This window comes from Halorientalis persicus, assembly GCF_900110215.1.
GTDB classification, from domain to species: domain Archaea; phylum Halobacteriota; class Halobacteria; order Halobacteriales; family Haloarculaceae; genus Halorientalis; species Halorientalis persica.
Genome location: NZ_FOCX01000013.1, coordinates 14,867 through 33,388, shown reverse-complemented (window position 1 = coordinate 33,388; position 18,522 = coordinate 14,867). Strand labels below are relative to the sequence as shown.

The 18,522-nt window shown below is 61.5% G+C and carries 18 protein-coding genes; 13 read left to right on the top strand and 5 right to left on the bottom strand.

The genetic code is table 11. The features are described 5' to 3' along the window. The first annotated feature begins 52 nt into the window (after positions 1-52). The 7 genes from BMX17_RS14305 (at position 53) to BMX17_RS14275 (ending at position 6,208) form a co-directional block, all read left to right on the top strand. Entirely contained in the window at positions 53-382 is a 330-nt protein-coding gene (locus BMX17_RS14305; protein WP_092661236.1) for a hypothetical protein, read from the top strand. A 207-nt stretch (positions 383-589) separates the two neighbouring features. After that, positions 590-769 carry a hypothetical protein gene (locus BMX17_RS14300; protein ID WP_092661234.1) on the top strand — a complete coding sequence of 60 codons (180 nt, stop codon included), beginning with the start codon at positions 590-592 and terminating at the stop codon, positions 767-769. Next, positions 762-2,516 (top strand): DNA cytosine methyltransferase, encoded by a 1,755-nt coding sequence (locus BMX17_RS14295; RefSeq protein WP_092661232.1) that lies wholly within the window; start codon positions 762-764, stop codon positions 2,514-2,516. Before BMX17_RS14300 ends, BMX17_RS14295 begins: the two co-directional genes overlap by 8 nt. A gap of 1,133 nt (positions 2,517-3,649) precedes the next feature. Continuing rightward, positions 3,650-4,321, top strand: coding sequence for a hypothetical protein (locus tag BMX17_RS14290; protein WP_092661230.1), 672 nt, complete (start codon positions 3,650-3,652; stop codon positions 4,319-4,321). Positions 4,322-4,365: 44 nt separating this feature from the next. After that, entirely contained in the window at positions 4,366-5,139 is a 774-nt protein-coding gene (locus tag BMX17_RS14285) for a hypothetical protein (RefSeq protein WP_092661228.1), read from the top strand. Continuing rightward, positions 5,136-5,753, top strand: a complete 618-nt coding sequence (locus BMX17_RS14280; protein ID WP_092661226.1) for a hypothetical protein — start codon at positions 5,136-5,138, stop codon at positions 5,751-5,753. Before BMX17_RS14285 ends, BMX17_RS14280 begins: the two co-directional genes overlap by 4 nt. Before the next feature lie 137 nt (positions 5,754-5,890). Next, the gene (locus tag BMX17_RS14275) at positions 5,891-6,208 is read left to right on the top strand and encodes an RPA12/RPB9/RPC11 RNA polymerase family protein (RefSeq protein ID WP_092661224.1); all 318 of its coding nucleotides are present in this window, start codon (positions 5,891-5,893) and stop codon (positions 6,206-6,208) included. 403 nt (positions 6,209-6,611) lie between these two features. Here the strand turns inward: BMX17_RS14275 and BMX17_RS14270 are convergent, their stop codons facing one another. Next, entirely contained in the window at positions 6,612-6,803 is a 192-nt protein-coding gene (locus BMX17_RS14270; RefSeq protein ID WP_092661222.1) for a DUF5786 family protein, read from the bottom strand. Positions 6,804-7,124: 321 nt separating this feature from the next. On the opposite strand from BMX17_RS14270, the gene BMX17_RS14265 reads away from it, so the two are divergent. From BMX17_RS14265 to BMX17_RS14255, 3 genes are all read left to right on the top strand, one after another. Continuing rightward, the gene (locus tag BMX17_RS14265) at positions 7,125-7,301 is read left to right on the top strand and encodes a DUF5786 family protein (RefSeq protein WP_092661220.1); all 177 of its coding nucleotides are present in this window, start codon (positions 7,125-7,127) and stop codon (positions 7,299-7,301) included. A gap of 205 nt (positions 7,302-7,506) precedes the next feature. Continuing rightward, positions 7,507-7,764: a hypothetical protein gene (locus tag BMX17_RS14260; RefSeq protein WP_139203526.1), complete on the top strand. Its 258-nt coding sequence runs from the start codon at positions 7,507-7,509 to the stop codon at positions 7,762-7,764. Between the two features lie 409 nt (positions 7,765-8,173). Beyond that, positions 8,174-10,084 carry a beta-CASP ribonuclease aCPSF1 gene (locus BMX17_RS14255; protein WP_092661215.1) on the top strand — a complete coding sequence of 637 codons (1,911 nt, stop codon included), beginning with the start codon at positions 8,174-8,176 and terminating at the stop codon, positions 10,082-10,084. 12 nt (positions 10,085-10,096) lie between these two features. Here the strand turns inward: BMX17_RS14255 and BMX17_RS14250 are convergent, their stop codons facing one another. After that, complete coding sequence (locus tag BMX17_RS14250; protein ID WP_092661212.1) at positions 10,097-10,621, bottom strand: macro domain-containing protein; 525 nt, start codon at positions 10,619-10,621, stop codon at positions 10,097-10,099. Between the two features lie 52 nt (positions 10,622-10,673). After that, a complete protein-coding gene (locus tag BMX17_RS14245; protein ID WP_092661210.1) occupies positions 10,674-11,066 on the bottom strand; it encodes an NUDIX domain-containing protein in 393 nt (130 codons plus the stop codon). A gap of 140 nt (positions 11,067-11,206) precedes the next feature. Here BMX17_RS14245 and BMX17_RS14240 point away from each other — a divergent pair, with 140 nt between their 5' ends. Further along, complete coding sequence (locus BMX17_RS14240; RefSeq protein ID WP_092661208.1) at positions 11,207-11,449, top strand: amphi-Trp domain-containing protein; 243 nt, start codon at positions 11,207-11,209, stop codon at positions 11,447-11,449. A gap of 344 nt (positions 11,450-11,793) precedes the next feature. On the opposite strand, the gene BMX17_RS14235 is transcribed toward BMX17_RS14240, so the two are convergent. After that, positions 11,794-14,085 (bottom strand): DUF2298 domain-containing protein, encoded by a 2,292-nt coding sequence (locus tag BMX17_RS14235; RefSeq protein ID WP_092661206.1) that lies wholly within the window; start codon positions 14,083-14,085, stop codon positions 11,794-11,796. Between the two features lie 475 nt (positions 14,086-14,560). On the opposite strand from BMX17_RS14235, the gene BMX17_RS14230 reads away from it, so the two are divergent. Both BMX17_RS14230 and BMX17_RS14225 read left to right on the top strand, forming a co-directional pair. After that, complete coding sequence (locus tag BMX17_RS14230; RefSeq protein ID WP_092661203.1) at positions 14,561-15,229, top strand: DUF7504 family protein; 669 nt, start codon at positions 14,561-14,563, stop codon at positions 15,227-15,229. A gap of 103 nt (positions 15,230-15,332) precedes the next feature. Continuing rightward, complete coding sequence (locus tag BMX17_RS14225) at positions 15,333-16,571, top strand: MFS transporter (RefSeq protein WP_092661201.1); 1,239 nt, start codon at positions 15,333-15,335, stop codon at positions 16,569-16,571. A gap of 15 nt (positions 16,572-16,586) precedes the next feature. On the opposite strand, the gene BMX17_RS14220 is transcribed toward BMX17_RS14225, so the two are convergent. After that, on the bottom strand, positions 16,587-18,467 hold the full coding sequence (locus BMX17_RS14220) for a cation:proton antiporter domain-containing protein (RefSeq protein ID WP_092661199.1): 1,881 nt from the start codon (positions 18,465-18,467) through the stop codon (positions 16,587-16,589). Between the last annotated feature and the right edge of the window lie 55 nt (positions 18,468-18,522).

The following is an 18,522-nucleotide window of genomic DNA, read 5'->3' as shown; positions in this document are numbered from 1 at the left end:
GAGATGCCGTGCTGGCGTGTTTGTCTCACCCTTCGGACTGAGGGTACACAGAATGCCCAATCCATCCAGAGACGGTCAGTCTGTCGACGAACAAAACGAGCTCTCGGCTGTCCTTGCTCGCGAAATCGTCAGCGTGTCACCCAGTCGAGGACGAGTTGAACGGCTTCGGGATAAGTTCCGAAAACACGACTGTCACGCCGATACGTCGACGCTTGACCTACAGGTCAAGCACCCTAAGCGCGACGGGGATCAGGCAGAAGCGACACTCATCGGGCTCTGCAAGCAGTGCGACTGGGGCGATTTTGTCGTTCTCCAGGGTGAGATCGATATCGAAGTGACCTTCGCCGGCGATCCGAAGCACATCGAGAGTGAGTCGACGTGAACGTCGCCGATGCCGACGAGTGGTGGTGCTGCCGCGGCTGCCTTGAGCAGTTCGACGCAGCAGTCTACGACGAAGGGGAGTGTCCGCGCCCGTACTGCGAGAATTCCCCGAACGCGACCCTTGCGGATTTCGGAGGAGGGGCTTAGTCCGGGAAGACATTCCGGTCAGCGCCCAGAGTTTGTTCCCCTCGAGTAGGGTGGAGGTAAGATGACGTTCAGCGACATCCACCGAGAAGAAGCACCGCACGTCGGCGAACCAGAAGACGCCACCGTCCAGGACCTCGCGGGTATCGCGCCACCCTGCGCGGACTGTGGCCAGCGCGAAGTCCTTCCGAACGCGGACCGCTGCGAGGAGTGCCACCACACGGCGGGTGAGTCGGATGGCTAGCGCAACGACCGTTGTCGACCTGTTCTGTGGTGCCGGGGGATTTTCGACTGGCGTTGCTCTCGCTTGTGAGCAGCTGGGGCAGACACCCGGCGATGATGTCGAAATCCACGCGATCAACCACTGGGAGCCAGCGATCGAAACACACGAAACTAACCATTCGTGGGCCGAGCACTACCACGCCAAGATCGAGGAACTCCATCCGCCCGACGTCGTCGAGCCGGGCACTGTCGACCTCCTGGTCGGCGGTCCCGAGTGCGTCCACTTCAGCCGCGCGCGGGGCGGCAAGCCCGTTCGCGAGCAGAAGCGTGCCTCTGCGTGGCACGTTCTCGACTGGGTCGAGAAACTCCGTCCGGAGAACGTCCTCCTCGAGAACGTCCCACCGTTCCGCGATTGGGGACCTGTCGTCGACGGGCAACCCACACGGGACGGGTCGATCTTCGAGCAGTGGGTCGGGATGTTCGAGGCCCTCGGCTACACCGTCGAGTACCGAACGCTGAACGCTGCTGACTACGGCGATCCCACCAGCCGCGAGCGGCTGTTCATCGTCGCGAGCCGGACCAAGCAGCCGACGTTCCCCCAGCCGACCCACTCCGCAGAGGACGACGACGACCTCGCCGATCATCGGCCCGCAGCCGAGATCATCGACTGGGCGGATCCCGGTGGGTCGATCTTTACCCGGGATATCGATGCCCCCCGGAAGAAGCCGCTGAAGAACTCGACGATGCAGCGGATCGCAGAGGGGATCCGCCAACACTGTCCCGACCGCTACGAGCCGCTGGCCGACGCGCTGGCCACTCTCGGTCGCGACGACGTCCGGGAGCTACGGAGCAACCGAGTCGTCTCTCTAGAGGAGGCGGCGACTGTGGCCCAGGCCGTCGACGAACCGTTCCTCGTGCGGTGTCCCACTACCGGTGGCGTCGGCCTCTCAGCCTCCTACCTCCTTCGACAGCAGGACGGCGCGAGTCCAGTGACGACCAATGAGCCAGTCCCGACGATCGCGACCCGAGGCGGTCATCAGAAGGTCGAAGCCCGCCCGCTTGTGATGCCTCGGAACGGTTTCCAGCGCGGCCTGCACTCGAATCCACTCTATCGGCCGGGAGCGCGACCGCTGCACACGGTCACCGCGAAAAACACGGACGGCTACCGCGTTTCGCCGACGCTGCTTCGGTACTCCCACGGTGGGGCAACGCTCGATATCGAGAAGCCACTCCCCACAATCACGACAGCCAAAGGCGGCGTGTTCGGCCTTGGCCAGTCATACCTCTGTCCGCTCTACAACGGTCGCAGCGGCCAGCAGCCACGAACGCGCTCAATCGAGCGGCCGCTGATGACTGTCCCGGCGTCGAAGAGCCCGGCTGGGGTGGCAAGCCCGTTCCTCGTGGACTACCACGGACAGTCCGACGCCGGCGCCGTCGACGAGCCACTCGGGGCTGTGGAAACCCGTGATCGCTTCGCCCTCTGTGTCCCCGAAGCGTGGCCGTGGGGGCTAGATGTCCGCTACCGAATGCTCAACCCCCAAGAGTTGAAGCAAGCGCAGGGCTTCCCGGCGGAGTACGACATCTGTGGGTCAACAAAGAAGGCCGTCACCGAGCAGATCGGCAACGCCGTCCCCGTCCATCTCGCGACGGCCCTGTGTCAGTATGTGCTGGCCAGTGAGAACCCGAGTCTCTCGACCTATGGGGGCGGTATCTCTGAAGAGCCTAACGCAGAGGTACCCGATTACGAAGAAGTCAATTCAGCGGATTAGCCCGGAGGTTTTCGCTATTCCTTGATGACAAGGGGCAAAAGCGCTCTCCTCAGGTGGTTCTCTGAACGGTTCCGGCGACAAACAGCGTTCGCATTAGTGGTGGTTCGACGACTGTCAGAGTGGATCTATGCGGAGATGTCCGTCCCTCTGTCGTGTATACCAGCGTACTCACTCGAGAAAGGGGAGTAAACATGGTATCCCTGAGCGTGGTCGGTAGTGCTTGGAGGTCATCAGACTGCGTTCCATAGAGTGGATTCCCACCGTGGATCTGCAATCGGCGAGTATCGCCAGCGGTTCCGAGCGTCTCTTCAGCCACCGGCTCCGTCGGCGGACGCCGATCTCGAGTGAGAATGAGCTGGCGAAGTGGCCACGTTTTTTGCATTCCGGGCAGTGACTCGCCGACGGTATTAAACACCGGCTCGACTGTTTCAGGACGGGTCAGTGGGCCCAGCATCATCAGTCCTACCCGTATCTGGAATGTTGCATCGTCGGTGACGCTATCACGGTGTGCTTCGACGATGATCCAGCCGGATTCAGTCTGCCAGCAACAGCTCCCAACGTGGTCAGGAGCCGGTGTCTGCTGTGGTGGCGGCGTCAGCGCAGGAGCATCATCAAGTGGGTCAGTGAGTGTCCGCTTGAATTGTCGAGCACCACGGCCGTAGGCCTGTACATACTTGTGGCGAACCCCGTAGTAACAGGGAGCCACCGGATCACAGTGGGTTCTGATAGCGTCGAGGACATCGGCGATCCCGCTCTCAGTTGCCGTAGTTGATGTCGTACACGTTGTGAAGTGGGGGGAGCCCCGTTCGATAGATGGAATCTGCAACTGCGGGCAGCAGACAATCGCTTTTCGCGCCGTGGTGTGAGTGAGAATTTGATCTGGGTCTTCTGGAGTCGGCCAAGGTGGATCCTTGGGATCCCGCCATGTACAATTATCAGGCAGAGATATGGCTCTCGTTTCGGGTTCCGTAGCCATCAAGCAGTACTGCGAATAACCAACATATAAGCGTTGGACCGGTCACTTCCAGTAATTTATTTCATTCATTCTCCATATCACTGTGTTAGTCTAGAAAGTGAGTCATGAGGAAGAGAACTCGTAGCGTCTGTTTTTCTACCCCCGAATGGGTGGAAGGATGGCAACAACAGAGCCAACCAGCGACAGCGAACAGAACAGTGGCTTCGATTTCGGAAATCCTGAATCCGACCACGACGTTACGGTTGCGTATAATTGGCGGTACGTCGACTCGCTATACGTCACCGAAGATGGCATCAAGCGGAGTCAGGATACGGACGGGTATCCCGCAGAGGACGGCAACGACGCCGTGCAGTGCTCCTGCGGCGAAGAGTTCGACTCTGTCGAAGAAGGACGGACTCACCTCAAACAGGTTGGAACACTCAGTATCCCTCCGCTCGACATTCCACGAGCGGTCACGTGGAGAGACGAACGGACAAAAATACACAACGGGCCCGTGGAAGTGGAAGTCGTCCCAAACCGATCCAAAGCTCTCGGAAAAGTCGTCAAAGGAGCCGACTACTTGGTCGCCACAGCCCGGGAAGCGTATCACCCACCCGAACGGTTCCAGTTCGAAAACTGGGACCCACTCATCGACGGCCGCCTCACCTGGGGGGATGGGAGCCCCCTGTTCCGCTCCCGCTGCCTTCGGCGCGCTCTTGGAGCCATAGCTCCGTCGGCAGACTACGAACCAGCGCGGTACACGATCCACTGCCGTGGGCAACGAGGGCTGTTCATCGAAGGAGCCGGGACCGGCATCGTCGTTGCTCACCTAGAAAACAACGACTTCTAGCAGCGGCGCCACCGACAGTTTGTCTCTTCCCAGTCGGGCGAGGGATGACCCACCAGACACGCACAACCACGAGCCCGACAGAATCGTTCCAGCACCGACATCGTCCCACCTGCGAGTGTCCAATCCACGCTGACGGCGAGCCCTTCACTGCCCCCCTCGGCCTCCGGTTCGCCGACCACGTCACTGTCGAGCCGATCCCGCGCGAGACAGCAGCCGCAATTTACGACGCGCACCACTCCTACATGGATTCGTTGCCGTCGGTGAATCTCGTTCACCACGGCGTCCGCTTCCAGGGGAATCTAGTCGGGTCAATCACCTACCGATACCCCCTGATCTCGAAAAAGAGGATTCGCTACCGGACTGGCGGCCAGCTGGCACCCGAACCTGTGACTATCGACGATGATCTCCCTCGCGAGCTACGCCCGACCGCACGGAGGGTCCTCGACGAGATCGAGCCCAACCAGATCGTCGACGATGAGGTCGTCGCCGGCGACACGCTCGTCGAGGCCGCCCGAATCTGTCTCGGTGTTCGGATGCCCAACCTCGCCTCGGCGGCGCTCGCGCGGTCCCAAGAGCGGTTCGTCGCTGACTACGCTGAACGAGAGGGGATCCGGTTCCTGCTCACCTGGGTGCGTGCCGACTACGACGGCGCGATGATCCGAGCCCTCCGAGACAAGGGCTGGACCTGCACTGGGTTCGCCAAACCGAGCGAGGCCAGCAACCGCGAGGACAAAGCCATTCGCCAGCGCTGGAAGTGGCGGTTTCTCTGTCCCGTCGAGGAGGTGAAAGAGCAATCCACGCTCGACTCATGGGCATGACCCAACAGACCGACCTAACTGACTTCTCGACCGAGGCAGAATCCAACGACAGCATCCGTGCAGTCGCAGAGTATCGCGTCGACGACGCCCACGCCTACGAGGCCGATCCCGATACGTCACCGACCCTCTGTGGGTCCCCGATTCCATCCGGACGCTTCCACGTGGTCCTCGATCCAAGCCACTACGACGAGAGCGGCCCTCGCGACGAACCACTCTCGCCGGGTGTCTATCTCTGGCACAACGCGAACGCCGATTTCCAGGATGCGCCCAGCGAAGTCGCCGCCTCGGATGCACAGCTCCGCGAAGCGGTAGAAGCGGCCTGGGACGCGATCACTGCCGTGTGCGACGACATCGAGCCTGTCGTCGGCTTCCACTCTGGTGTTCGCTGGTCGTCGCTGAGCATCCACATGGCTGATCGGGAGCGGGGCGACAAGCGTCGCGTCCACAGTGGGTACGATGGTTTGGCTTGTCCCGAACGCGACCGGGAGACGACCCTCCAGCACGGCTTTGCGTCGATTCGTCTGTTCGGAACACCTGTGGATTCGCTGATTTGTACGCCAGATCCCCGTCTGGACTTAGAGGGAATTAGATCTATTCTAACATCTGTCGGCTGATAGGAGTGGTCTGCTGAATACAGGGGCGCGTATGCAGCATCTTCGAGAACGCGGTACAGTCATATGAGCAGTTGCACGGGGTCCACCACAAATCGGAAGTTAACACATATATTCCGACACCCGTCTATTGTACTCATATGCAATTCTGTGACGAGTGTGGGTCGCTGATGCACACGGAGGGAGACACGTGGGTGTGTCGCTCCTGTGAGAACGAGGAACCACGGGACTCGAAGGCGGAAGCGGCGATGACGACCCAGGAGGGGCAGCGGGACGACGGGGCACCCGACGTGGCCGACGCGACTCAGGACGCCAACGAAACGATGCAGGAACCCTGTCCGGCCGAGGACTGTGACAGCGACCAAGCCTACTACGAGATGCTGCCCAAGCCGGGCGGCTCTTACGAGGTTCGGCTGTTCACCTGCGTCGAGTGCGGCCACAAATGGCGCGAGTCCTGAAGGCGCATCTCGCGACCCCCGTCGCTTCTATGTGTACAGACCGCCACATCGGGCTCCCAACTCTCGCGAGTACTCGTTTCAAAGTGGAGCTACCCACCGACTCCAACAACGGTCTTAAAACTATCAACAATCTCTGTACAAGACCCCATAGGTCACCAATTCTGGATGCAGGTTTCACGTAAACCCCCTTGCGGGGGATGGCGAAACAGCAGTGGATATTTTGGGGATACCCACGCTACCACGCGAACCCGCGTGCGTTGGTGACGAACACGGGCATTGCATGGAGCCCTCGGCCGAGTGGCTTCATCGGGCTCTGGATATAGAATAATCGCCGCGCCGTCAATAAATCGCTTGTCTTTTGTGCCAGTCCTAATGGAGGAATAGCTGAGTACCAGGATGCGACCTACTCGGTGGTCTCATTTTGGTCTTTGATTTTCTGTAGTTCGTCGAGGAGCGTGTCAGTCGACGCCCCTATCTCGTATTCGACATTGCCATCGTGCTCGTGTTCATGGACACTGACGCTTTCAGAGTCGCCATCATCTGTCTCGATCTCCTGGTTCTGCTGTTCCGACTCATCGTAGCTCCCAAAACCCATATGGTATCACATACCTTCCAAGCACTAAACTCGTACGGCGAAATTGGAACTTGACTTCTGGGGCCACAATGCTTATGCGACGACATTAGATAGCTACCCCCGGGACACCGTAGGGGTACAGCCTAATGAGGCCAAATCGGCCGAGGGCAATCGGTAGTCTCGGACCGTTCGTTCTGCAAGACGCGACCAGGACACCCGCAGACGGCGGGTAGTGCGATCTTTCGACCGCTGAATCAGCCTACTTCCAGTCGGGAATCCACCGATTGACCGACAGAAGCCGTAGTCACAATCGTTTTGACGACCGAAAGACTGGTCTCTAACATGGGGTTTGGTAGCTACGACGAGTCCGAGCAGCAGAATCAGGAAGTGGATACAGATTCGGAAGAGGAAGCAGTCAACGTCCACGAGACGGACCACGAGGGCGATATCGAGTTCGAGACGGAGAAATCGACGGACGAACTCGTCGATCAGCTCCAGCAGATGAAAGACTCCGAGTAACCACTGGAGACCGAATTTCCGGTGAAATCCAAAGGGCGGCTCGGTCAGGTCGCGTCATCACAAGGGGCTCAGCGGGGTAACTCAATCGTCATAGCCGCCATTGGGTGGTATACAAACCGGGAAGTTGAGCGTTCTGGTGTTCCCAGTAAGCGAGAGGGTTGCGGCGACCCCAAAGCACTCCTTCCTCTTCATTGAGTGGTTCCACATGGAGTCTGATTCGTCGGACGAAAGCGTTTCTCCGGAGCAGCTACAGGAAGCGGTGGATACGATCGTGAGCCAGTTCGACTATCCAGGCGAAGTGACGATCGAATATCGGACGCTCGAAGACGGGACCAAGCAAACGGAAATTACGATTCCGAAATCAGACTCTAACTCGGCATCGGTGGCGACACTGAAACACGATATGGCGAGTGAACACCCGCTCTTGACGATAGAGAATGCAACTGAAACGGCTGCCGAATGAGTGGACTCCTTTTTTCGACCCTGGTCCCAACTCTTATTCATCGCCGCCTCGTCACACAGTCACACACCGCGCCTCACATAGCGGTTATTAATCAGGTTGGGCAGCGAAATTCACCGGCCCGATGAGGCCAACCGGGCTGAGGGCATCACCCGTCTTCGTGGAAAGTAACAGGCAGTCAGTCTCCCCCGCCTAGACTGATGACAGGATGGCTGCACAGGACTACTACCACTGTTCATCCATCGTATCAAAATATCATCCTCATCTAACAAAACTCATATAACCGTTGACTGGAATTCCTAATCAGATCGCGGCGAACGGTTTTCGTTCTTCCGCAGTCACCGCCGTCCGAACACACCAACGGACAGTCCATGCCAATTCGACCACCGTTACGCCACGAGTCTGAGAATTCATGAGCACGAACGACCCCGACTTCGATACCCTCCGGGAGAAGATCACGTCGGAGATACCTACCGACCTGTCGGTCACTCGCGTCGCCTACGAGGGGCCACGGCTCGTCATCTATACGGATACACCCAGAAAGTTCGCCGAAGCAGACAGCGTCATCCCCCAACTGGCGAGTACACTCAGGAAGCGAATCACCGTTCGACCGTCGCCGGAGAGTCGAACACCGCCAGCCGACGCCAAGAGTCATCTCCACGACCTCCTCCCTGACGAGGCCGGCGTAAGCGAACTGGAGTTCTATCCCGAAACCGGTGAAGTCCTCATCGAGGCCGAAAAGCCCGGATTGGTCATCGGTCGGCAGGCGAGCAAACTCGACGAGATCACCCAGGAGATCGGCTGGACACCGGAGGTCCTGCGGACACCGCCGATGGAGTCCTCCACGGTCGCGAACGTCCGGAACTTCCTCGTGCAGGAGCGAGCCGAGCGCCGGGAGTTGCTCGAAGATATCGGGTCAAACATCTACGGCCCGTCGCCCGACGAGCCGGAGTGGGTCCGGATCACGACTTTAGGGTGTTGCCGTGAGGTCGGACGGGCGAGTTTCATTCTGAGTACACCGAATACCCGCGTTTTGATCGACTGCGGCGACAAACCCGGTGCCGAGGGCGAGGTTCCGTACCTCCAGATGCCCGAGGCGAATCCGATCGCCGATCTGGACGCCGTCGTCCTGACACACGCCCACCTCGATCACAGCGCCCTCCTCCCGCTACTCTTCAAGTACGGCTACGACGGGCCGATCTACACGACTGCACCGACGCGAGACCTGATGGGACTGCTCCAGCTGGACTACCTGAACGTGGCCGCGAAGCAGGGCCGGACGCCGCCCTACGAGAGCGAGATGGTCCGGGAGACGCTCAAGCACACGATCCCAGTTGACTACGGCGACGTCACCGATATCGCGCCAAATATCAAACTGACCCTCCACAACGCAGGACACATCCTCGGGAGTGCAGTCGCGCACTTCCACATCGGCAGTGGCTTCCACAACGTCGTGTTCTCGGGTGACATCCACCACACGGACACGCGCCTGTTCAACGGTGCCGAGAACGACTTCCCACGCGCCGAGACGCTCTTGATGGAGTCGACGTACGGACGGGAGGGCGATTACCAGACCGATCAGGAGGACTCCGAACGGAAGCTGGTCGACCTGATCTCCGAGACTTACGAGGACGGCGGCAAAGTCGTGATCCCGGCGTTCGCGGTGGGGCGCTCCCAAGAGATGATGCTCGTCTTCGAGGAGGCGATGCGCGAGGGACGGCTCCCGACGATGCCCGTGTATCTGGACGGGATGATCCGGGAGGCGACGGCGATCCACACCGCTTACCCCGAGTTCCTTCGGGACGGCCTGACCGACCGAATCCTCCACCAGGATGATAACCCCTTCATGGCCGAGCAGTTCCAGCAGGTCGACGGCGGTTCGGAAATGCGCCAGGATATTGCCGACGGCGAGCCCTGTATCATCCTCTCGACTGCCGGGATGGTCAACGGTGGGCCGATCCTCTCCTGGCTGGAACTGCTCGGGCCGGACCCGGACAACGCGCTGATCTTCGTCGGCTATCAGGCAGAAGGTACCCTCGGTCGCCAGATCCAGGGCGGGCGGCGGGAAATATCCCTCGACGACGGCAGGGGTTCCGACCGCCTGCAACTCCGGTTCGATATCAAGTCCGTCAGCGGATTCTCGGGTCACGCCGACCGGAACGGACTGGAGAACTTCGTCCGCACGATGCACCCCCAGCCCGAGGAGGTCCTCTGTGTCCACGGCGACGAGACTGCCACCGACCAGTTCTCCTCGGCTCTGTACCAGAAACTCAACTGCCGGACGTACGCGCCGAAGAATCTGGAGACTTTCAGACTCAGGTGAACGAGCGTTTCGTCACTCCTGCTGGTCGTCGTTCGACTCAAGTCGATCCGCGATCTCCTGGACAGTCTCGTACTCTGGCCTTGAGTACGCGATCACGCGAACGTCGTCTAGCGTGTCGGGTCCGTACTGCCAGATTGCCTCACAGACGATCTGGGCACCGGTCTCGAAGTCGAACCCGGCTGCGCCGGTGCCGAGAATCGGAACGACAAGTGATTCACAGCCAAGTTCGTCGGCTCTCTCCAACGTGTTCTCCGTCGCCTCGCGGATACTCTCCGTGGTCGCCAGTCCGTCGCCGTAGTGGGGCATCGCGGCGGCGTGAATGACGTGTTCGGCGTCAAGTTCGTATGCGTCGGTGACGGCGACTGCCCCGAGATCGACGGGTCCCTTCGAAACCGCTTCGTCGTTGATCGGTCCGTGTGCGCCTCGACGGAGCGCGCCCGCCACGCCGCTGCCCATCTGGAGGCTCGTTCCGGCCGCGTTCACGAGTGCATCGGCGCTCTGATCGGCGATGTCGCCTTCGATCACTGTGAACTCCATGTGGTTCCGTACGCCGTCGCCACAGTAAAATTCTCAGGAGCGTCGGGCTCGATCACTGGGGCAGTGCGTCGGTGACGATCCGCTCGTGATCGAATCCGAGCGGTGGCAGATCAGACGGGTCGAACGTCTCCACCTGACGAGCCTCCTCTCGGGCAGTCGGCGATCCGTCGCCAACCGGTGCGCACAGATACGCCGCGCTGACGTTGCCGCGTTCGTCACGGTCGGGATCGTCGTAGAGTCCGACGAACTCCTCCACTGTGACGTCGAGGCCCACTTCCTCGCTCACCTCGCGAACGCAGGCCGCTCGGGCAGTTTCGTCTGGTTCGACGTAGCCTCCTGGTAACACCCAATGACCCTCGAAGGGCGGGTGGTTCCGCTCTAGCAGGAGTACCTCGCCGTCCAGTTCGATCACTGCGTCGGTGGTGAGCGCTCGTACGTCGCCCATACCAAACGATAGTGCGACTCCATGAAAGGGGTACAGGTCGGAGCGACCGCCTCGTCGGTTTCGGATCGACGGGAACCGCGTTTCCAAGTTCGTGAGAACTTGCCACACACCTATCGGACTGGACGGTGTGGTCCCGATCGATGCCCGAAGAACAACTCTTCAAGACCGAGAATCCACAGACCCGGTCGGCGATTGCCGAGACGCTCGCCGTTGCCGCGGAGGAGATCGAATCTGGGACGGTGCAACTGTCGGGTCCGGAGCAGGAACGGGAGGTCACTGTCCCGGAGGAGCCGACCCTGGAGGTGGAACTGGAACGGCTGACGGACTCCGAAACCGGCGAACAGCGATACGAACTCGAATACGAAATCTCTTGGACCGAGTAATTTGCCCCAAGGAATTGGGATTCGAGAATTACCCGCTGTTGTTCCGGCAGCGCCTCCAGTAGTCGATCATGCCAAAGAGTGCCGGGCTCTTTCGTCCCAAACCCCGATTCGATTACAAAGACGATCAACACACAGCGGGCGGCACTGGCATGTTACACCGGAACTGACTCCCCGCACGCTGGGCAGTTCGGCTCGTTATTTCCCGTCTCGAGCGCTGATTTGGGGCCAGTCCACCCACAGACTGGACACTGATGAGGGGATGAGTCACTCACACGGTTAGCTGGGTCTGCCAGACCGAAAAACGTGGTGTGGGAACACGAGCGACCCCGGTGTAGACCGGGGGGTCAGGCTGGTCTGGTCGAAAACTCGCGTCGGTCGATTGCTGACTGATTTACGCGGAATATCGTCACGTTATCGGCCTCGAATACCGGGGTCATAGCGGACTCGTTTCGAAAGAGCCCAGTTCCATATCGGTCACGCTCGATCGGCCCGTAGAAGACGTACCTGACGTCATATCGCTCCAGCTGACGATACCGTTCCTGCCGGCTCCCGTTGAATATGAGTCCGACGTCGTCCACGCGACCCCAGTACGTATCGGAGCCTCGATAGCCGGCTTGGTGTGCCCAGCCAGCGGCGGTCGGAAGCCCAGTGAGACTGGAGGGTGCGTTGACCCAGTGGTATCCCTTCCAGATGTACGCACCAGGCGCACTCGCGATGGTCGGGGTTCCCGACCGATCGTCGAGCCAGTTGATCCCGGCCATCTGATCGGGATACCGTTGCTCGGCGAACGACAAGGCATTGAGCGTCGGATCGTCGGGTGTTCTGACACCATCGCTGTCGGCTGTCGTCCATTGATGAACGGCGCCAGCCCCGTACACGCCCGTCGAAAGGAGGAGCATGGACACCAGCACGCCCCGAGTGGCGCGCCCGGAGATGGTCGGAATGGATCGCGACCAGTTACTGGCGAGGTACCGGGCGACGACGACGCCGGCGGCGACACCGAACAGGAGCCAGATCTGGGCGTAGGTTTTGAAGAACGTATTGAATCGACCGGGCACGGCCGGTTCCTGGAGATATACGAGTTCGACCAACACGACGAGACTCAAGCCACCGAACGCGAGAATGGCCTCGTAGCCCGTGGAGTCGAGATCGACGCTACGAGTCCGGCGGAGAACGAACCAGGCGACGACGGCGAGGACGCCAAATAGGACGACACCGGCGAAATCGGGGAAGAGTACACCGGGTGTGACTACGGCACCACCGACGAGAGCGACACGCGTGCGTGCGGAAGCGTCGGGAGAGAGCCGCCTGACGAGATACGGGACGAGTACGATCAGAAACCCACCGTGAACGAGTAACAGCCCGGATAGCGGGCTCCGAGACGGGAAGAACGCGAGTGACATCCCAGACGTTGCGGTGACGGTCCAGAACGGAAGCGACCAACCGACCGAGAGCATCATCACGACGGCGACCGCGAGCGTCGAGGCGATCACTCGCCTGGCAGCAGTTGTCCACGCAGGGATCGACAGCCCGTCCACTGGTGCGACCGACCAGAGTCGATCGAAGCCGAGTGTCACCGGTGGTGCAGGCGCGAAATACAGCGTCAACCAGACCAGTCCAGCGAGAACAGGTAAGGCCCACGCGTTCGTGGCCGTGACGAACCCCGAAATCGCGGGAACGACACCGAACAGCAGTACGATCCGGTACCGTCGTCGGTCAGCAGGGAGCCAGAAGTAGACGTAGAGAATCGCAATAACGAGCAGTTGGAACGGCATCGCGAGCATGTGGGCGTGCAGATCGCCGTTGAGATAGGCGAACAGCGGAAATTCGGAGATCATCCCCGGCACGATTCTGCTGGCCGGCCAGTAGTCGAACGAACCGGGCGCGAGCCCGACTTCGGCCGACGTTTGAGGAACGAACGCTGACACGAGCAGATCCGGGAGCATCCAGGCCCCGAGCCGAGCGACCGTCAGCAGATTGCTGGCGAATCCGACGAAGAATGCGCCCAGCAACGCGGCCGTGCGGCCGACCTTCCACCGCCGTCCGATGGCGCCGGCCAGCCCGTAGGCCGCGGTCACGAGGGTCGCGTAGAACGTCGCCAGTGAGAGGTTGTAGGCGAAGCGAGCGGGCGTTCCGGTGAGCCTGGCGAGCAGCGACGCGACGAAGTGCCCGCCGTAGTAGTAGCTGAACGGTTCGCCGGCGAACCAGATATCCTCGGCCGGGAGCACGTCCGCTTCGAGGTGCGCCGTGAGGAGGCCGAAGTTCAGGAACTTCTCGCCACTGGATGGATTGACCGCTGGGTCCATGGCCCGGAGTGAAATCATAAACAGAAAAGCGACGGTGAACAGCGCGTAGGCCGGCAGTCCAGCCCGGAACTGATGCCACCAGTTCCCCTGTCTTGTCGCGACAACTGCCCCTAACGCCAGGAGTCCGAGACCGACCCAGAGACCGAGTGCGATCGAAATGTGGCCGACCCACAGCCCGACGATGCCCAGGAGAGACAGGGCTATCGGCAGCCCGAACGCAGGCGCGTAGCGTCCGAGCTGCGGGAGTCCGCCGAGCGCTATCGAGCCACCGGCTAGCCCGAGTCCCACACAGAGGAGCAGCCAGACGGTGACGACGGAGACGTCGACCACCGTTGTGGTTGGTGGCTACTGGTCACCGGATAAAAACACGTCGACATCGCCTGAATCGAATCGGGGGCGAAGAGTATTTATCTCCGCGCCGTGATTTGTGAGGTAACTGGGCGATCGGTCCCGTCCTTTTTGCGCTTGCCGTTTGGCCCGCCGTCGCGGACCCGTGACGGCACTGCTATCGAACGCGTGCCGGGTGTCCGTGTGTTCCGGCGGCCACCGGTCCGCCTCGTGGGACGCTACCGCGACCGCCCCTCGAATAGCCATGACACATGAAACAGACCTCCCCTGCTCGGACTGCGGTGCAGGCCTTTTCGAACGGACGATCGACGTACAGGACCTCCCGTTTGCGTCAGCAGCACGTGAAGCGGTGACCGTCGCCGAGTGCCCGCGCTGTGGCGCGCGTTTCTATCCAGAGCAAACACTCGCATTGCTGGGCCGATCAGCGGCCAACACATCTCCAGGGGGGAGCTAATCGATGGACTCTGTCCCCGAATCCGATTCCGAACACGACCGGCGAGAGACCCTAACCTTCCCGGAAGCATTGACCGACGGGGCGACGGTCCTGCTGTGTGGATTCGACCCCACGGAGTACGCGCTCGGACTCCGGTGTCTCGCACAGTTCGGATCGACGGACGACAGTGCCATCGTCGTGACGACGAACCAGGGAGTTTCGGAAACGAGCGACACATTTTCGTCGTTGACCGGTTCCGCGCAGGGCGCGTCAATCGGGGTCGTCGATATGGTGTCGGAAGGGCAGTCGATTTCGGCGGCTTACGGTGAGGTGCCCACGGTGTACACCCCGTCACAGGGAGATACCGAGCGACTGGTCATCGGACTCTCCGACTTGACCACAAAGATCCCAGCGGGTGGCAATCGACACCTGGTAGTCCGATCACTCTCCCCGATGCTCTCCGCGACATCGAGGGCAAACGTAAGCGACGTCGTCGAGCGAATCTCCGGGCTGCGGACCCCGGACGGTCTAGCGGTCTTCGGGCTCGATTACACGGCCCACGACGAAGAGACGGTGACCGCGATCGCGGAGACCGCCGACCGCGTCCTCTGGATTACCGAACAGCCTGACGGAGGCTTCGAGATGGATCTGCGATCGACGCGGGCGGATTTCGGGCAGCTCACCGGCGAGTGAGGCCCGTCACTGTCTTCGAGTCCCGTTCGTCGGTGAGTGGTACTACCCCACAGTGACAGCCCGAGCCGAGCGGCTTACCTGTCCGCCCTGACTGGCACCGAGTATGTCGAGTCGTCGGCAGTTCTACCCGCTCTACCTGACCCGGTTCGTCGGCAGCCTCGGGTTCATCACGCTGTTGACCCTGCTGCCGACCTACATCGAACAGCTCGGGGCGACCGGCGTCGTCGTCGGCCTGTTCGTCACGGCGCTCAGCCTCGGACGGGCCATCGCGATCGTGCCGATCGGATGGGCCGCCGACCGGTACAGCAAGCGCACGATACTGCTCGTGTCGCTGGCCCTGAGCGTCCTCGCGTACGCTTCGTTCACCGTCGTGGAGACGCCGGCCGGGTTCATCGTCGCACGGACGCTCCAGGGGCTGAGCATCGTCGGAACCGGGATGATCAGCCTGGCATTGGTCGGCGACATCGCTGGACCGGACGAACGTGCCAACCAGATCGGGAAGTACAACGCATGGCGGATGGCCGCCGGCGTGGTCGGGACGCTCGGTGCCGGCGCACTCTACGACGCCTTCGGGTTCGACCCCATCTTCGCGGCGCTCGTCGCGCTGTTCGTTCTCGCGACGCTCGGCGTCTGGGTGTTCGTCGAGGCCGACGAGACGCAGGTCGAGGGGTTCGCCTTCTTCGATCTTGCCCTCAACGAGCGTATCCTCACCATCACGAGTTTCCGGGCACAGTACGCCGTCTCTGTGACGCTCGTGCGTAACTGGGTCCCGATCTTCGTTGGCGTGTCGGTCGCTCGCGGCGGACTGGCGCTGTCCGCGGCCGCCGTCGGGGTCGCCGTCGCCGCGGAGAAGTTTACCAATATGCTCTGTCAGCCGATCAGCGGCAGGTGGTCCGACCGGTTCGGCCGGGGTCTATTCATCACGCTCGGTGGTGGTGCGTACGGCTTGATCGCACTGGCGATCCCCCTGGCACCGGCGTTTGGAACACGACTGGGATTCTCGGCGGCGGTTCCGATCCTCGGGACGGTCCCGGCCGTGTTTTTCGTCGTGGTCGGATTGAACGGACTCCTTGGGGTGGCCGACGCCGTCCGGGAACCCGCGAGCATGGCGCTTTTCGCCGACGAGGGGAAGGACAACGGTATCGCGAGCAGTTTCGGTATTCGCGGCCTCGTCTGGCGGCCGGGCGCGCTTCTCGCTCCGCTCCTGGGCGGCTATCTCATGGACACAGCGGGAATGGCCTGGGTGTTCGTCGTCGGCGGTGTGACCGCTCTCACCGGTGTGCTGACGTTCGCTGGCATCGTCGCGATGCGATACGGCCCACGCGAACTCCTGCGGTGGTAGCGCCGAGACAAGACCTCAGGCGGTATCGGCGTGGAGGTCCGGATGGCACTGTTCGAGCGCACGGTGGACGGCGTCGCGACGGCCGACGAAGGTGAGGTGGTCGCCATGCTGGAGTGTCCACTCCGGCTCCGGAATCTGTGACTCACCGTCCCGGCTGACCAGCGCGACGAGGACGCCGTCCGGCAGTTCGCCGTCGAGGTCGCTGATCGACGTGCCGACGAGGGTCTCCGCGGTGACCTCGATCTCCTGCACGTCACCGGCGCGACCGAGTTCCGACATCCACTCCGAGAGTGCCGGGCGCTCGATGGCGTTGTCCATCGACTGTGCGATGGAGTCGTCGGCCGAGATGGCCCGGACACCGAGTTCTTCGAAGGCCTCGGCGTTGCCGGGCGTGTTCACCCTGGCCAGCACAGTTTCGACGTCGAACTTCGATTGGGTGAGTTGGGCGACCAGCAGGTTCGCGTCGTCGTCGCCGGTCGCCGCCGCGACGATCTTCGCGTTGCCGACGCCGGCCGACCTGAGAACGTCCGTGTCGGTTCCGTCTCCGAAATGCGCGGTGAAGCCCGCGTTCCGGGCCTGTTCGACCTGCTGCTGGTCGTTGTCGACGATGATGACGTTTTCGCCGCGATCCTCCAGCCGTTCGGCGAGGCCGCGACCGACGCGGCCGCCGCCAACGATGATTACACGCATGGGTAAGACGTTGAGTGCTTGGGCGATGTGTCGAGCGAATCCACCCTCAAACACGACGGTCGTCAGAATGACGAGAAAGACGGTCCCCACCAGAATGGTCGCCGCCTCGGGATTTGAGCCACGGAGTTCCAGCGCGAACAGCGTTGCCACGCTCGCGGGGATAATCCCCCGGGGACCGACGGCGCTCATGAACAACCGCTCGCGGAACGAGAACCGGTCGCCGAACGTCGAGAGCAGGACGGCCAGTGGCCGGATAACCACCACGACGACCACAACCACGAGCAGCCCACCAACTCCGAGAGATAGCAGGTCGTCGAACGACAGCAGTGTCGCGAGGGAGATGAACACGAACGAGAGGACGATCAGCGTTATGTCGCCTTTGAACGCCTCGATCTCGTCCTCGTACGGTAAATCGGTATTTCCAAGGAGGATGCCGGCCGTCGCGACGGCGGCGATCCCAGCTTCCGTGGCGAGTGCATCGGCGATTCCGTACGTCGAAATTGCGCCTACGAGAACGATCAGTCGGGTATTCCGGACTGCGTTCGACGGAGACAGGTCGACGTGTGCGAGGAGATACCACAGGACGCCAGCCGACAGGCCGCCGACGAAAACGCCGATCCCGAGGCGCGTCAGGAACGACTCGATCACCAGATTCAGTCCGGTCCCGGTGGATGTGAGAACCTCGAAGACGGCGACCGCCATGATCGCCGCCATCACGTCGTTGACGATCCCCTCCGTTTCCAGCGCGGCACCGACCCGGTCACGGACTGGAACGACGTTCAGGATCGGCGTGACCACGGTCGGTCCCGTCGCCACGAGCAGCGACCCGACGAGGAACGACAGCGTCCAGGACGCGTCAAGCGCGAAACGGACGGCGAGTGCTGTCCCGAGGAGCGTGATCCCGGCCCCAATGGTCACCAACCGGAACGCCTCTCGCGGCGTCTGCCGCAGCTTCGAGAGTTTCAGGTGGAACGCACCTTCGAAGACGATGATCGCGACCGAGAGTCCGACGATTCCCGAGAGCGGACCGGGACCGCCGAAGGATTCGAGACTCACGATGTCGAGTCCCTCCGGCCCGACGGCGATCCCGGCAAGGATGAGAAAGAGGACGCTCGGAATCTCCAGCCGATCGGCTAACACCTGGGCAGTGACACCCAGCCCTAAGATGGTCACGACGAGGGGGATCAAACTGGCCCCGGAACTCACGATACCGACACCTGCCTCAACGAACAATCCGACGATATAAAATCCGTGTGAAATC

Excerpts from the sequence above, each read along its gene's own strand:
- BMX17_RS14230 (WP_092661203.1), top strand. The coding sequence starts at position 14,561 with ATGGACTCTGTCCCCGAATCCGATTCCGAACACGACCGGCGAGAGACC.
- BMX17_RS14240 (WP_092661208.1), top strand. The coding sequence starts at position 11,207 with ATGCCCGAAGAACAACTCTTCAAGACCGAGAATCCACAGACCCGGTCG.
- BMX17_RS14275 (WP_092661224.1), top strand. The coding sequence starts at position 5,891 with ATGCAATTCTGTGACGAGTGTGGGTCGCTGATGCACACGGAGGGAGAC.
- BMX17_RS14265 (WP_092661220.1), top strand. The coding sequence starts at position 7,125 with ATGGGGTTTGGTAGCTACGACGAGTCCGAGCAGCAGAATCAGGAAGTG.
- BMX17_RS14255 (WP_092661215.1), top strand. The coding sequence starts at position 8,174 with ATGAGCACGAACGACCCCGACTTCGATACCCTCCGGGAGAAGATCACG.
- BMX17_RS14270 (WP_092661222.1), bottom strand. The coding sequence starts at position 6,803 with ATGGGTTTTGGGAGCTACGATGAGTCGGAACAGCAGAACCAGGAGATC.
- BMX17_RS14300 (WP_092661234.1), top strand. The coding sequence starts at position 590 with ATGACGTTCAGCGACATCCACCGAGAAGAAGCACCGCACGTCGGCGAA.
- BMX17_RS14225 (WP_092661201.1), top strand. The coding sequence starts at position 15,333 with ATGTCGAGTCGTCGGCAGTTCTACCCGCTCTACCTGACCCGGTTCGTC.
- BMX17_RS14280 (WP_092661226.1), top strand. The coding sequence starts at position 5,136 with ATGACCCAACAGACCGACCTAACTGACTTCTCGACCGAGGCAGAATCC.
- BMX17_RS14295 (WP_092661232.1), top strand. The coding sequence starts at position 762 with ATGGCTAGCGCAACGACCGTTGTCGACCTGTTCTGTGGTGCCGGGGGA.
- BMX17_RS14285 (WP_092661228.1), top strand. The coding sequence starts at position 4,366 with ATGACCCACCAGACACGCACAACCACGAGCCCGACAGAATCGTTCCAG.
- BMX17_RS14290 (WP_092661230.1), top strand. The coding sequence starts at position 3,650 with ATGGCAACAACAGAGCCAACCAGCGACAGCGAACAGAACAGTGGCTTC.
- BMX17_RS14245 (WP_092661210.1), bottom strand. The coding sequence starts at position 11,066 with ATGGGCGACGTACGAGCGCTCACCACCGACGCAGTGATCGAACTGGAC.
- BMX17_RS14250 (WP_092661212.1), bottom strand. The coding sequence starts at position 10,621 with ATGGAGTTCACAGTGATCGAAGGCGACATCGCCGATCAGAGCGCCGAT.
- BMX17_RS14260 (WP_139203526.1), top strand. The coding sequence starts at position 7,507 with ATGGAGTCTGATTCGTCGGACGAAAGCGTTTCTCCGGAGCAGCTACAG.
- BMX17_RS14305 (WP_092661236.1), top strand. The coding sequence starts at position 53 with ATGCCCAATCCATCCAGAGACGGTCAGTCTGTCGACGAACAAAACGAG.